The 11,812-nt window shown below is 31.8% G+C and carries 17 protein-coding genes; 12 read left to right on the top strand and 5 right to left on the bottom strand.

What is annotated here, in order from left to right; genetic code table 11:
- Positions 1-24: 24 nt before the first annotated feature.
- The 3 genes from AA088_RS04940 to AA088_RS04930 all read right to left on the bottom strand — a co-directional run bounded on the left by AA088_RS04940 (position 25) and on the right by AA088_RS04930 (position 2,603).
- Positions 25-441 (bottom strand): hypothetical protein, encoded by a 417-nt coding sequence (locus tag AA088_RS04940; protein ID WP_046743838.1) that lies wholly within the window; start codon positions 439-441, stop codon positions 25-27.
- A 96-nt stretch (positions 442-537) separates the two neighbouring features.
- Positions 538-1,665 (bottom strand): glycosyltransferase family 2 protein, encoded by a 1,128-nt coding sequence (locus AA088_RS04935; RefSeq protein WP_046743837.1) that lies wholly within the window; start codon positions 1,663-1,665, stop codon positions 538-540.
- The gene (locus AA088_RS04930) at positions 1,662-2,603 is read right to left on the bottom strand and encodes a lysylphosphatidylglycerol synthase domain-containing protein (RefSeq protein ID WP_162199672.1); all 942 of its coding nucleotides are present in this window, start codon (positions 2,601-2,603) and stop codon (positions 1,662-1,664) included. Before AA088_RS04930 ends, AA088_RS04935 begins: the two co-directional genes overlap by 4 nt.
- Positions 2,604-2,693: 90 nt before the next feature.
- On the opposite strand from AA088_RS04930, the gene ruvC reads away from it, so the two are divergent.
- The 4 genes from ruvC to AA088_RS04910 all read left to right on the top strand — a co-directional run bounded on the left by ruvC (position 2,694) and on the right by AA088_RS04910 (position 5,565).
- Complete coding sequence (gene ruvC, locus AA088_RS04925) at positions 2,694-3,269, top strand: crossover junction endodeoxyribonuclease RuvC (protein WP_046743835.1); 576 nt, start codon at positions 2,694-2,696, stop codon at positions 3,267-3,269.
- Positions 3,270-3,332: 63 nt separating this feature from the next.
- Positions 3,333-3,620, top strand: a complete 288-nt coding sequence (locus AA088_RS04920; protein ID WP_046743834.1) for a hypothetical protein — start codon at positions 3,333-3,335, stop codon at positions 3,618-3,620.
- On the top strand, positions 3,620-4,744 hold the full coding sequence (hemW, locus tag AA088_RS04915; RefSeq protein ID WP_046743833.1) for a radical SAM family heme chaperone HemW: 1,125 nt from the start codon (positions 3,620-3,622) through the stop codon (positions 4,742-4,744). Before AA088_RS04920 ends, hemW begins: the two co-directional genes overlap by 1 nt.
- Positions 4,745-4,815: 71 nt before the next feature.
- Positions 4,816-5,565 (top strand): cyclase family protein, encoded by a 750-nt coding sequence (locus AA088_RS04910; protein ID WP_046743832.1) that lies wholly within the window; start codon positions 4,816-4,818, stop codon positions 5,563-5,565.
- A 4-nt stretch (positions 5,566-5,569) separates the two neighbouring features.
- On the opposite strand, the gene AA088_RS04905 is transcribed toward AA088_RS04910, so the two are convergent.
- Together AA088_RS04905 and AA088_RS04900 are read right to left on the bottom strand one after the other, a co-directional pair.
- Positions 5,570-5,962, bottom strand: coding sequence for a hypothetical protein (locus AA088_RS04905; protein WP_052752787.1), 393 nt, complete (start codon positions 5,960-5,962; stop codon positions 5,570-5,572).
- Positions 5,963-6,174: 212 nt separating this feature from the next.
- Positions 6,175-6,567, bottom strand: a complete 393-nt coding sequence (locus AA088_RS04900) for a hypothetical protein (RefSeq protein ID WP_046743830.1) — start codon at positions 6,565-6,567, stop codon at positions 6,175-6,177.
- Between the two features lie 136 nt (positions 6,568-6,703).
- On the opposite strand from AA088_RS04900, the gene AA088_RS04895 reads away from it, so the two are divergent.
- From AA088_RS04895 to AA088_RS04865, 8 genes are all read left to right on the top strand, one after another.
- On the top strand, positions 6,704-6,964 hold the full coding sequence (locus AA088_RS04895) for a hypothetical protein (RefSeq protein WP_046743829.1): 261 nt from the start codon (positions 6,704-6,706) through the stop codon (positions 6,962-6,964).
- Positions 6,965-7,076: 112 nt separating this feature from the next.
- Positions 7,077-7,691 carry a DUF4230 domain-containing protein gene (locus AA088_RS04890; protein ID WP_046743828.1) on the top strand — a complete coding sequence of 205 codons (615 nt, stop codon included), beginning with the start codon at positions 7,077-7,079 and terminating at the stop codon, positions 7,689-7,691.
- Between the two features lie 174 nt (positions 7,692-7,865).
- Positions 7,866-8,003 (top strand): hypothetical protein, encoded by a 138-nt coding sequence (locus tag AA088_RS18190; RefSeq protein ID WP_156168412.1) that lies wholly within the window; start codon positions 7,866-7,868, stop codon positions 8,001-8,003.
- 66 nt (positions 8,004-8,069) lie between these two features.
- On the top strand, positions 8,070-8,444 hold the full coding sequence (locus AA088_RS04885) for an MmcQ/YjbR family DNA-binding protein (RefSeq protein WP_046743827.1): 375 nt from the start codon (positions 8,070-8,072) through the stop codon (positions 8,442-8,444).
- Positions 8,444-8,716 carry a DUF1272 domain-containing protein gene (locus tag AA088_RS04880; RefSeq protein WP_046743826.1) on the top strand — a complete coding sequence of 91 codons (273 nt, stop codon included), beginning with the start codon at positions 8,444-8,446 and terminating at the stop codon, positions 8,714-8,716. The genes AA088_RS04885 and AA088_RS04880 overlap by 1 nt, the downstream gene beginning before the upstream one ends.
- 134 nt (positions 8,717-8,850) lie before the next feature.
- On the top strand, positions 8,851-9,264 hold the full coding sequence (locus AA088_RS04875) for a response regulator (protein ID WP_046743825.1): 414 nt from the start codon (positions 8,851-8,853) through the stop codon (positions 9,262-9,264).
- 156 nt (positions 9,265-9,420) lie between these two features.
- Positions 9,421-11,484: a PAS domain S-box protein gene (locus AA088_RS04870; RefSeq protein WP_046743824.1), complete on the top strand. Its 2,064-nt coding sequence runs from the start codon at positions 9,421-9,423 to the stop codon at positions 11,482-11,484.
- A gap of 1 nt (position 11,485) precedes the next feature.
- Positions 11,486-11,809: a hypothetical protein gene (locus tag AA088_RS04865; RefSeq protein ID WP_046743823.1), complete on the top strand. Its 324-nt coding sequence runs from the start codon at positions 11,486-11,488 to the stop codon at positions 11,807-11,809.
- The last annotated feature ends 3 nt before the right edge of the window (positions 11,810-11,812 follow it).

Raw genomic sequence — 11,812 nt, 5'->3', positions numbered from 1 at the left:
GCGTCCAAGTGAAGGAGCAGGAAATTAAAGAGGTATTATTTTATAGGAACCATAACTAAACATCGCATACATAACGTAATAGGCAATGTAGATAACTAAGAATTTTAATAGGTGAACATAATGTTTTCGTTTACGATCTAATATGCTCCAGATAAGAGTAGCTATAATAGCAATAATTAAATGAGAAAACGTTAAAACATAATAGTAAGTTGTGTCTCCGCTTCCCGTAAAAGACTGTTCACTAGCAATGTCTAACTCAAAGAAAAGTCTTCCAAAAAAAGGAACTATGTTTCCCCACACAGATACATTAAACCAATTAATAATATTGTATAAAAAAGTAAATGAATTTATAGGAAAAGGGAAAATTGATAGGATTGCATAGCTAAAGAAAAAGCGAAATCCAATTTTTTGAAACAAACTCCAAGTTGCATGCTGATTCATGGCGGCATAGATTGGTTATGTGATAAAAATAGATGCTTTTTTTAAAATGTAAGTTAAGCCTGTTTACTTTTAGAGAAAAATTAACATCTTCAACAATCATTTCTTAAAAACTCGTTCTTTCCATGAATACGAAGAAAATAAGGATAAAATTACGATTGTAACTGTAAAAAAAGGATGTATTATTCCGCAAAGAAATAATAAAAAAGGATTGAATTTTTGTTGATGGAATCTTAATATCTGATATAAAAAAAAACTATCAATAACTATTTTAGATATAAAAAGTATGCTTGCAAATTTCCATAAGTAAGGCGTAAATAGTAAGAAAGGAATTAAGCAACAAATACAATTCATTAACATTACAATACTGCCAATGATTTTTCCGGTTGGTAGATGGTAATGTGTGCTTTTTGAAGCCCAACGAATGCGTTGAGCAATCAATTGTTGTATGGTTTCAACAGGAAATGTTTGTACAGTTGCTTGCGTAGCCTTCACATACACTACCTTATTTGGCCAATGTTTTATAAATTTCTCTAACAAAAAGACATCATCACCACTAGCAATAGTATCATTTCCAACGAATCCTTGCACTTCCATAAAAGTTTCTCTTTGGTATGCGAGATTGGCGCCATTACACATAAAAGGAATTCGCAGGCCAAAAGTTCCAATGGTAGTTGCTTGTAAACTTAGAAAATCCAATAACTGAAAATAATGGAAAAGAGTACTATTTGATTGGTAAGTAACAGGTGCTGCTATCATTTTAGGTTGTTTTTGTACAACTTTTTGATTCAATAAAAGCAACCATTTTTTAGGCAAAATACAATCTGCATCAGTAGTAACAATCCATTCACTTTCTGTATGCGAAACTGCAGTAAGAATGGCATCTTTTTTAGGAGAATTGGATTTGCGCTGGTTTGATAAAATCTTTATCCTAACAGAAGGATGCTTTTTTGCAAACTTTTCAATCACTTGAACAGAATTGTCTTCAGAGGCATCATCAACGAATAAAAAATCAACTTTTGAGGTAGGATAGTCTAAAGAAGTAATAGAATCTATGAGTATAGGTAAATTTTTAGCTTCATTTCTAAAAGGGATAATCACAGTAAAAATAGTAGAAGCTTCTATATTTTGATGTCTTGTGGTAGGTAATAGTTTAAAGCCTATTAATAGACTGAAAATTAGAAGTACATAAATGCCAAAAATGAAGCAAAACAAAACAGTAATCATGAAGTAATAGGTTTTTTTTCAGGCGGAAAAGAAAAAGTCATCACATAATAACTGCCAACTATACTAGGGAGTACAAAATTCAAAATCCACATCAAAGCAATAGCAGAAAGAGCTGATACCTCAGAAATTGATAAAAAACTAAAAAGCCATACAGCGATACTTCCTTTTACAACCACATCAAAAATGGACAGCATCGGAACTATGGAAGAAATTAAATACATAGAAGTAATCGCGCTCATGGTCAGGAAATAGGAAGTTGAAATGTCAAAAAGCAATAAAATGTAGTATAATTGATGAGCAAAAACCAAATAGCGAATTGTAGAGAAACCAAGATTTTTTAGATGAATCTCCCAAGGAACACTTTCAAAAAAAGAAAAAAAACGCCTCCATGATGTATTTTGTAATGATGAACGTTTTTGGAATTGACTCCGAATTATAAGTGCAGCAATCAATACTACACAAACAATTACCACGCTGATAGCAAGATATTTGTGGAAGCTGATTTTAAAATGACTTGTAAAAAATATAATACCAATAATGCCAAATATGAGTGTAACAACAAGTTGTCCCATATTTCCAATAAAATTCAAACTGAGAATTTGTATACGCTCTGTTTTGGAAAAAAATAAAGCCTTTGCTCCATACTCACCAATGCGGTTAGGCGTAAACAATGAAGTTGTTAATCCGCCTAGTGTTTGTGCGGCACTTTCTTGAAATGTGAGTAGCTTTACATGCCTTGTAAGCGTTCGCCATTTTAAAATCTCAAAAACCCAGTTCACTACAGTGGCAAACAGCAATAATAAAATAGACCAAAATGTAATGACATGATTGTTGCTTAGCTGTTCAACAAAATCTGTAAACTGTAAAGACGAATGATTGGTAAGTTTTTGGTATATAAAATAAGCGGCAGCAATTACAATCGCTAATTTTACAGCCAACACAAATAATTGTTTAGTTTTGTGAGAAATAAACGTCCGCATGCTACAAAGAAAATCATTTTCCTGACAGCATGGAAGTTTTTTATAAAAATGAATTCGCAGAAAGAAAAACCGAAAACTGAAAAAATAATCCTTGGGATTGATCCAGGAACCACAATTATGGGTTTTGGATTGATCAAAGTGATTGGCAAACAAATGCATTTTTTGCAATTGAATGAATTACAGTTGCAAAAGTATAATGATCATTATTTAAAGCTAAAACTCATCTTTGAACGTACTGTTGAACTTATAGATACATACCATCCTGATGAAATTGCTATTGAAGCTCCTTTCTTTGGAAAAAATGTCCAATCAATGCTCAAGTTAGGACGTGCACAAGGAGTAGCAATGGCAGCAGGATTATCGAGAGAAGTGCCCATAACCGAATATTCTCCTAAAAAAATAAAAATGGCTATTACAGGTAATGGTAATGCAAGTAAGGAACAAGTGGCAAAAATGTTACAAAGTTTATTAAAACTGAAAACATTGCCAACAAACTTAGATTCTACAGATGGTTTGGCTGCGGCAGTTTGTCATTTTTATAATTCAGGTAGAGTTGAGGTTGGAAAAAGTTATTCTGGTTGGGCAAGCTTCGTTAAGCAAAATGAAAAAAGAGTCAAAAAATAATTTAGAATCATCCTTATTATAGAATTCGATACATTCGAATGAAATTGTAACATAATATAAAGTATGACCAATCAAATAGAGCTTTGTAAAAAATGTATACACAAATCGTTTTCTTCTTCACAAGGAATTGTTTGTGGACTAACGAGTGAGAAGCCAACATTCGTAAACAACTGTCCTAGTTTTGAAAAAGATGTTGCGATGGAAAAGAAATTAGCTGATCGACGTGCCGTTGAAGAAGATGTAATATATGATGAAAATGACAAACCGGTTTCTCCTTGGCGAATTGTATTGAGCGTTTTAATTTTCATTCTTGTCATCATTCGTTTAGTAGTACGCTGTAACAATCACTAATGGCAGGAATTTATATTCACATACCTTTTTGTAAACAAGCATGTCACTACTGTGATTTTCATTTTTCCACTTCTTTGGCAAAAAAAGAACGCATGCTTTTAGCTCTGCAGAAAGAATTAATACTGCGAAAAGGGGAATTTGCTCATACGAATGTGGAAACTATTTATTTTGGAGGAGGAACTCCGAGTGTACTTTCGGTAGATGAGATTAATGAAATCTTAAAAGTAGTTTATGAAAACTATCAGGTCATTACAAATCCAGAAGTTACTTTAGAAGCGAATCCTGATGATCTTTCTGAAGAAAAAATAAAAGAATTAACCAACACGCCAATCAATAGATTAAGCATAGGGATTCAGTCTTTTTTTGATGAACATTTGCAAGCTATGAATCGTGCTCACTCTGGGGAAGAAGCAAAAAAATGTCTAGAAGTAGCTGGTAACTATTTTGACAATATTACGATTGATCTAATTTATGGAATTCCCACAATGACTATGGAGCAATGGAAAACCAATTTAGAAATAGCTTTCAATTATAAAATTCACCATATTTCAAGCTATGCTCTTACTGTAGAACCAAAAACTGCTTTGCAAAAAATGATTCTACAAAACAAATATCCTGCAGTTTCTGATGAAGAGGCTTTCGCTCATTTTAATGTATTGGTTGAAAAAACTGCTGACTACGGATTTGTACATTACGAGATTTCAAATTTTGGAAAAAGAGGATATTTTTCAAAACACAATACTTCATATTGGAAAGGAGCGAGCTACCTAGGAATTGGACCAAGCGCACACTCATTCCATACAAAAAGCAGAAGTTGGAATGTATCTAATAATATTAAATACATCAAACAGATTGAAGCAAATAAGTTGCCTTCGATAATAGAACAACTTTCGACAGAAGACCAATACAACGAATATATTATGACAGGTTTGCGAACTATTTGGGGAATTTCACTCGATTATATTCAAAAGGAATTTGGAGAGCATTATAAAGAACACGTTGTAAGAATTGCTCAAAAACATCTCAAAGAAAAAACAATTGAAGTGGTGGATAATACGCTTAAAACAACAGAAAAAGGAAAATTTTTGTGTGATGGAATTGCCTCCGATTTTTTCAAAGTATAATAGTAGGGGAAAAACTCAAAACAGTTTCTTAAAAAGGAGGCTCAAAATAAAATCATTTAGTACTTTTAAGCATGATTTGTACCATACAACGAAAAACTGCCAAATATCAAATAGACTTATCCAAACCGATTGACATTTCTATACCATTGCGTGCCTCCAAAGAAAATGTAAATGCATGGTATTTAGAGGCTCCAAAAATAGAACCTGTGCGTTTTGATAATTGGATAGGAAGTGTAAAAGAAGGAGGAGACGTTAACTTTAATAATATACATTTCAACCCGCATTCTCATGGAACTCATACGGAATGTGTAGGGCATATTACTGAAAAAGTACACTCTGTCAATAAAAGTTTAAAGCAATTCTTCTTTTATGCTGAAGTAATTACTGTTGTTCCCGAAAGAAAAGGAGAGGACATGATTATCTCCAAAAAACAAATACAAAACTGTATAGGGAACAAAAAAAGAGAAGCAATTGTCATAAGAACACTGCCTAATTTTAAAGATAAGAAAGAAAAACAATACTCTAATACCAATCCGCCATATTTAGAAGAAGCTGCGGCTATTTATTTGCGAGAGAAAGGAATTGATCATTTGTTAATTGATCTTCCAAGTGTTGACAAGGAAAAAGATGGAGGAAGTTTGTTGGCACATAACGCATTTTGGAATACCTCGGGAGATATTCGCATGAATGCTACGATAACAGAATTTATATATGTGCCTAATAAGGTAAAAGATGGTGCTTATTTTTTGAATCTTCAAATTGCTCCATTTGAAAACGACGCATCACCTAGCAAACCTATATTATATATGGTTGTCAAATAAAAAGTTAATCGCCTCGAAGATTTTTTTGGATTTCTTTACTTATTTGATCGAGTGTAGGGAAAGATTCTAGTTTGTCACTAAACTCTTTTAACTGTTCTTCTACAATACGTTTGATTTTATTTTCTAAAATTTCATCAATAGATTTACCGTAATCGGGAAGAGGTTCATTTGATTTTTGCACATCAATAATCATTTCTCCTTTTCCAGTAATTAGCCATAATGGATTTAACTCAGGATAAGTATCAATAATTCGTTCTAAAACATCACTTCCAATAGAGGCGTTAGATTTAGATTGCTTACTGGTGTATCCGTTGCCGACTTTTATAGACATATCAAACGCTCTCATACTCATGTTTTTGTGTTTGATAAAGGTAATAATTCTGTCGATTATTTTCATAATATTAAGAAATTAGTGGATGAAAAAATTAATTTTCATAGAAAATAGTTTTTCATGCTAGTAAAACGTCACTAAATATGACAGTAAATCAGCACAAATAAAATAATCATTAAATATACATAATTTTATGATTAGTTATAGTGTTTTTTCTGAAAAGACAGGAATTATATATCGTTAAGTCTAAACTTGGATTTAAAAAAGAGTAAAATGACTCAAGAATTTAAGTTTTCTCGTATCTCTTTTCTAATTTCTTCCATAGAAGGAAATGTATCCAATTTGTCGCTCAAAGTTTGAAGTTGTCTCGATACAATGCGCTCAATTTTATATTCTAAAATCTTATCGATAGAATTTCCTAAAGGCGTCGGTTCCGAATCTACTGTTTGAATGTCAATAATCATCTCTCTTTTTCCTGTAATTAACCAAAGTGGATTCAATTCAGGGTATGTATCGATTATTCTCTCTAAAACGTCACTCCCTACAGATGCCTTTGATTTTGATTGCTTACTTGTGTAACCATTTCCCACGTTAATTGAGCTATCAAACGCACGCATACTCAAATTTTTATGGTGAATAAAGAGGATAATTCTGTCGATTATTTTCATCATTTTTTGAAATTATTCTATATAAAGTTTCTTTATGTAGAAAATAGTTTGTAATATTATACTGTCAGTTCTATAGAGTGCGACATAAAATCGACACAAATATAGCAAATAGTAATTATATATAGACAAAATAGGAGATATGATTCGAAAAGAACAACGTAAAAAATTGAAGGAAGTTTTAGGATATCACTACACAGAAGGAGTTCTCAAAATCTTAAAAGAGAAAAATGTAACTAGTAGAAACGGTAAACCTTACGGGACTTCAATGATTCGAAATGTTTTTAATGGTTTGAATGAAAATGAAGATATTGAAAACGCTATTATCGAGCTGTTTATACGTACACAACAAGACCTTAAAGAAACCATAGAAGAACGCAATAGAATATTAGGTATACAGTAAGATATTTTTGTCATCTTTTACATCTAGTGTAGTCTGCAAATCACAATTCGCTAAAAATACTGTACTTTTACAAAACACATAGATTTTTATAGTCAAACGTGTTTTATGTATTATGGATATAGTTTTAGCAGTATTAATTGGAGGAATCGTTTCATATTTCATTTATGATTTTGTAAGTAAACGGCAATCACAAAACCGAACTGTTCGCCAGTCTCATCTTCTTTTAGATAAAATAAAAAGTGTTTGTAAACTTACTACAGTAGAAGGAGACTTTAGCGAAATTTATCATTATGAAGATAAATCAGCACATTTCTTACGAATGATTTCTAGTAAGAAGCGAGCGCTTATTGTTATTAAAGCCAAAGCCAGTGTAGGATATGACTTGAAGAAATTGCGGCTAGAAGCTGATAAAGATCAGAAAAAAGTAAAGATTTTAAATTTTCCGCAGCCCGAAATATTAACGGTTGAAACAGACTTTACCTATTACGACAAGAAAGATGGAATGTTTAATAAATTTGGTGCAGCCGATCTTACAAAACTTACACAAGAAGCAAAGCAACATATTATCAATAAAGTTCCTGAAAGTGGCTTGATAGAGTCAGCCAAAAAAGAAGCATTGGATGCAATTTTAGTCATTGAAAAAATAGTACAAACCATTGGTTGGCAACTTGATTATTCAGCTCTTACGCTTCCAGAAGAAGACGTAACATATTTACAAAAGAACTAAAAGAGATTTTTTTATAAATATCTAAAAAACAATTTTTTAGCAAAAATCTACTACTTCAATAGATTTTTGCGTATTTAACATGTATTTTGTCGAAATTTTATATGGATTTAAAGAAAAGCTAACCTTTACTTTGACATTCTTGCCGTATATTTGCAATAACCTAAATAACAAAAGATGTCACTAATTGATAAAGTAATATATTATCTGAATGATGTTCTTGTAAGTCTGGATATTACACCTATTCACAAAACAACTACCAAGCAAAAAAATAAAAATAAGGAATTGCATGACCAATCAGATGTAAATGCCTAATTTTTTTAACGCTATATTTCTACAATCATTAGCGTGTATTTTTTATCTTGTTATCAAATTTGTTATATGAATATAGAAACTTTACGAGAATACTGTATCGCTAAACCAGCGGTTACAGAAGAGTTTCCTTTTGATCAAGATACACTTGTTTTTAAAGTACTTGGAAAAATGTTTGCATTGACTTCTTTAAAAAAATGGGAAGAAGGTAAAGGAGCTGTTAACTTGAAATGTAATCCAGAAAAGGCAGAAGAATTACGAGCAACATATGAAAGTGTATTGCCCGGATATCATATGAGTAAAAAACATTGGAATACAGTAGAATTATTTCAAGGAGAGCTTTCAACAGATTTTATTAAAACACTTATTGATGAATCGTATGAACTGGTTGTAAAAGGGATGCCTAAAAAACAACAAGCCGAATTGAAAAAACTTTCTTCTTAATGCTTGAAATTAGACCAAATTGTGAACATTGTGACAAAAATCTTTCTCCTGACGACTCTTCAGCTATGATTTGCACTTTTGAATGCACTTTTTGCTATGACTGTGTGTCAAATGTACTTCAAAACGTATGTCCAAATTGTGGAGGAAATTTTACTAAACGCCCTGTAAGACCAGAAAAGCTACTTACAAAATATCCAGCAAGTCAAAAACGGGTACATCGTCCTGTAGATGTTAATGCACATCTTGCAAGCATTAAAAATAGGATGATTTAAACAAAATAATAAAACCATTAATCTACTATAAAAGTCCATTCATCTTTCATAAAATATAATTAATCGAAAGAAAAGTGTGGTCTCGTATATAAAAAGGAAATTTACTAATTAATTGCTGAAACAATATAAATCCAATGAAAGAAAATCTTTCGTTTTTATTCATAGAAGATGATGAAATTGAGGTAATGAAGTTCAAGAAATCCTTAAAAAAATTAGGATTTACGCATCGAATATTGGAAGCTAAAAATGGCGAAGAAGCTCTTGCAATTTTAGAAAAGAAAGAAGAGCTTCCAGATGTTATTCTATTGGACTTGAATATGCCTAAAATGAATGGACTTGAATTCTTAAAAGAACTCAAGGAAGATTCTCATTTGCGTTACATTCCGGCAATTATTGTCACTACTTCCAACAATCACCAAGATATGCTAGAAAGCTATAAGCTTGGAATTGCAGGTTACATTATCAAGCCACTCCGCTACGAAGATTATATCAAAAAAATACAACGTGTCGTAGATTATTGGATGGTTAATGAAGTGATTAATTTCTAAATAGTTACTTCATATTATACAACTCTTAGTTTGTTTCTTACGCTAAACATGGTTGCAAATCAGCAACTCATCGGTTAATTCTGTTTATTGACCGAAAATTATTAAGAATTTAGTATATTCCATGCGCAAAATCCCAACAAACCCTATTTGCGTTCAATGAAAGATAAGATTCAAGCCCTAGAACTAGCACTTCAGAACGAAAAAAGAGCGCGCGAAAAAGCCGAAGAACTACTGCTGAATCGTACTAGCGAATTACTTGAAGTACGAGAAGCATTGAAGGTGAAAACCAACGAATATAATATCTTCTTTGAAAATATTTTGGATTCATTTATTGTAATGGACACAATGGGTAATGTCATCAAAATGAATGAAGCGGCTGTTAAATTGTTTGGGTATGATATTGAAAAAGAAAAATTTAATGTTGTAAATATCATCTATAAGGAAGATTTCGAATATGCCATGAATTCCTTCGCAAAACTTATTGAAGATGGCTCTTTTCCAAATTATGAAGCACGTGTCTATACAAAAAATAAAGAGGTAAAATGGGTTCAAATTAATTCTAGTCTGATTTACGATGAAGAAGGAAAAATCATAGCAGCGCAAGGAATTGTTAGGGATATTACAGAAGCCAAAAAAAACGAGGTAAATTTTGAAGAACAAAGAGAGCAACTTGAAGCTATTGTGGATAACTCTACTTTTGGAATTGTTTTAGCACAAGATCGAAAAATAATCAAAACGAATAATGCTTTTCAAAAACTTATTAAATATACAGAGGAAGAACTTCTAGGAAAATCAGTAGAGAGCCTGTCGTTTGAAGATGCACATGAAGAATCTAAAAAACTGTATGCACAAATGCTTAATAGAGAGATTGATCATTACAGTCTTAAAGAACGGTATTTGCGAAAAGACGGCACTTCTTTTTTATCTAAAACAAGTGTAACTAGTGTGCGCAATCAACAAGGTGAGGTAAAATATCAATTAGCATTTATTGAAGACATTTCTACTAAATACAAAAGACGTTTAATGTTGAATACACTAAACAATTTAACACGTTCTTTTATAGGAAAATTGAATATCCACGATATAGCTTGGGAAATTGCGAATGTGATTGCACACGAGTTAGAGTTTGAAGATTGCGTAGTTTACTTAGTTAACAAGGAAAAGAAATTGTTGGAGCAAATTGCGGGATATGGAGCCAAAGTAAACGCTAAAAAGGAAATTGTCAATAAATTGTATATTCCTTTGGGAAAAGGTATTGTGGGTAATGTTGCATTAACAGGAAAGGCTGAGCTCATTCGTGATACTAGTAAAGATGTACGATATGTAGTGGATGATAAAAGACGGCTTTCTGAAATTACAGTTCCTATCATTATCAACAAAGAAGTAGTTGGTATAATTGATTCAGAACACTCTTCAAAGGATTTCTTCACCCAAGAACATTTACGGTTACTAAGAAATGTAGCCAATTTGGTATCCATACAATTGACGAATGCCTCCAACTTAGAAAGAAGAATTGCCGCAGAAAGTGAAAATGAAGAATTACTGGAAAATCTTAAGCGAAGCAATAAAGAATTGCGTGATTTTGCGCATATAGTATCACACGATCTAAAATCTCCTTTGCGAAGTATAAATGCCTTAATTTCATGGTTTCAAGAAGATTATGAACATGTGTTAGATGATGATGCCATAGAAACTTTTGACAAGCTAAATAATAAATTAGAACAAATGGATGCGTTGATTGATGGAATTTTACGCTATTCTAGCGTCAATGACCAAAATATATTGAACGTACAAAAAGTAGATATTGTTGAAGTCCTTGATGAAATTAAAACCATTTTATATGTGCCAGAGCATATTCAACTAATTTATTCTAAAGATTTGCCTATTATCAAAGCTGATAAGACGCGTATCAAACAACTGTTCCAAAATTTAATTAGTAATGCAATCAATTATATTGATAAAGAAGCAGGAAGAATAGAAATAAAATGTAGAGAACTTAAGCATTATTGGAAGTTTTCTGTGTCCGATAACGGTGTGGGAATCGCAGAAGCGTATCACGATAAAATATTCAAGATTTTTCAAACACTAGACAAAAAAGGAAAATCTACTGGGATTGGATTATCAATCGTAAAAAAAATCATAGAACTGTATAAAGGAGAAATTCATCTAGAATCTGAAGAGGGAAAAGGAACTACTTTTTTCTTTAAATTAAAAAAATAACATGCAACTAGACATCCCAAATTTACACTACATTAAAGAGCTTTCCGATGGCGATGCAGAATTTGAAGCTCACTTAATTGCAATCTTACAAAAAGAGTTTCCTACAGAAAAAGAAGCTTACATAGAGAGCATTGAAGAAAAAAACTATCAAATTTCAGCAGCTCATGTACATAAAATTAAACATAAAATTAGTATTTTGGGGCTCGAAAAGAGTTATGAGTTTGCAATTTTGTATGAAGAAGAACTAAAAAGTGAAACCCCCTCAAAACACGAAATGTTCTTAAAAATTTTGCAAAACATAGAAGAATTTTTATTGACCTTATAAGCC

The sequence above is a fragment of the Kordia zhangzhouensis genome (genome assembly GCF_001005305.1).
GTDB classification, from domain to species: domain Bacteria; phylum Bacteroidota; class Bacteroidia; order Flavobacteriales; family Flavobacteriaceae; genus Kordia; species Kordia zhangzhouensis.
This window is presented reverse-complemented; position numbering and strand designations above follow the sequence as displayed.

Bases quoted from the DNA above. Each gene is read 5' to 3' on its own strand.
- AA088_RS04890 (WP_046743828.1), top strand. From the start codon at position 7,077: ATGGATATAGTTTTAGCAGTATTAATTGGAGGAATCGTTTCATATTTC.
- AA088_RS04885 (WP_046743827.1), top strand. From the start codon at position 8,070: ATGAATATAGAAACTTTACGAGAATACTGTATCGCTAAACCAGCGGTT.
- ruvC (WP_046743835.1), top strand. From the start codon at position 2,694: ATGAATTCGCAGAAAGAAAAACCGAAAACTGAAAAAATAATCCTTGGG.
- AA088_RS04875 (WP_046743825.1), top strand. From the start codon at position 8,851: ATGAAAGAAAATCTTTCGTTTTTATTCATAGAAGATGATGAAATTGAG.
- hemW (WP_046743833.1), top strand. From the start codon at position 3,620: ATGGCAGGAATTTATATTCACATACCTTTTTGTAAACAAGCATGTCAC.
- AA088_RS04870 (WP_046743824.1), top strand. From the start codon at position 9,421: ATGAAAGATAAGATTCAAGCCCTAGAACTAGCACTTCAGAACGAAAAA.
- AA088_RS04940 (WP_046743838.1), bottom strand. From the start codon at position 441: ATGAATCAGCATGCAACTTGGAGTTTGTTTCAAAAAATTGGATTTCGC.
- AA088_RS04910 (WP_046743832.1), top strand. From the start codon at position 4,816: ATGATTTGTACCATACAACGAAAAACTGCCAAATATCAAATAGACTTA.
- AA088_RS04905 (WP_052752787.1), bottom strand. From the start codon at position 5,962: ATGAAAATAATCGACAGAATTATTACCTTTATCAAACACAAAAACATG.
- AA088_RS04880 (WP_046743826.1), top strand. From the start codon at position 8,444: ATGCTTGAAATTAGACCAAATTGTGAACATTGTGACAAAAATCTTTCT.
- AA088_RS04920 (WP_046743834.1), top strand. From the start codon at position 3,333: ATGACCAATCAAATAGAGCTTTGTAAAAAATGTATACACAAATCGTTT.
- AA088_RS04865 (WP_046743823.1), top strand. From the start codon at position 11,486: ATGCAACTAGACATCCCAAATTTACACTACATTAAAGAGCTTTCCGAT.
- AA088_RS04935 (WP_046743837.1), bottom strand. From the start codon at position 1,665: ATGATTACTGTTTTGTTTTGCTTCATTTTTGGCATTTATGTACTTCTA.
- AA088_RS18190 (WP_156168412.1), top strand. From the start codon at position 7,866: ATGTCACTAATTGATAAAGTAATATATTATCTGAATGATGTTCTTGTA.
- AA088_RS04900 (WP_046743830.1), bottom strand. From the start codon at position 6,567: ATGATGAAAATAATCGACAGAATTATCCTCTTTATTCACCATAAAAAT.
- AA088_RS04895 (WP_046743829.1), top strand. From the start codon at position 6,704: ATGATTCGAAAAGAACAACGTAAAAAATTGAAGGAAGTTTTAGGATAT.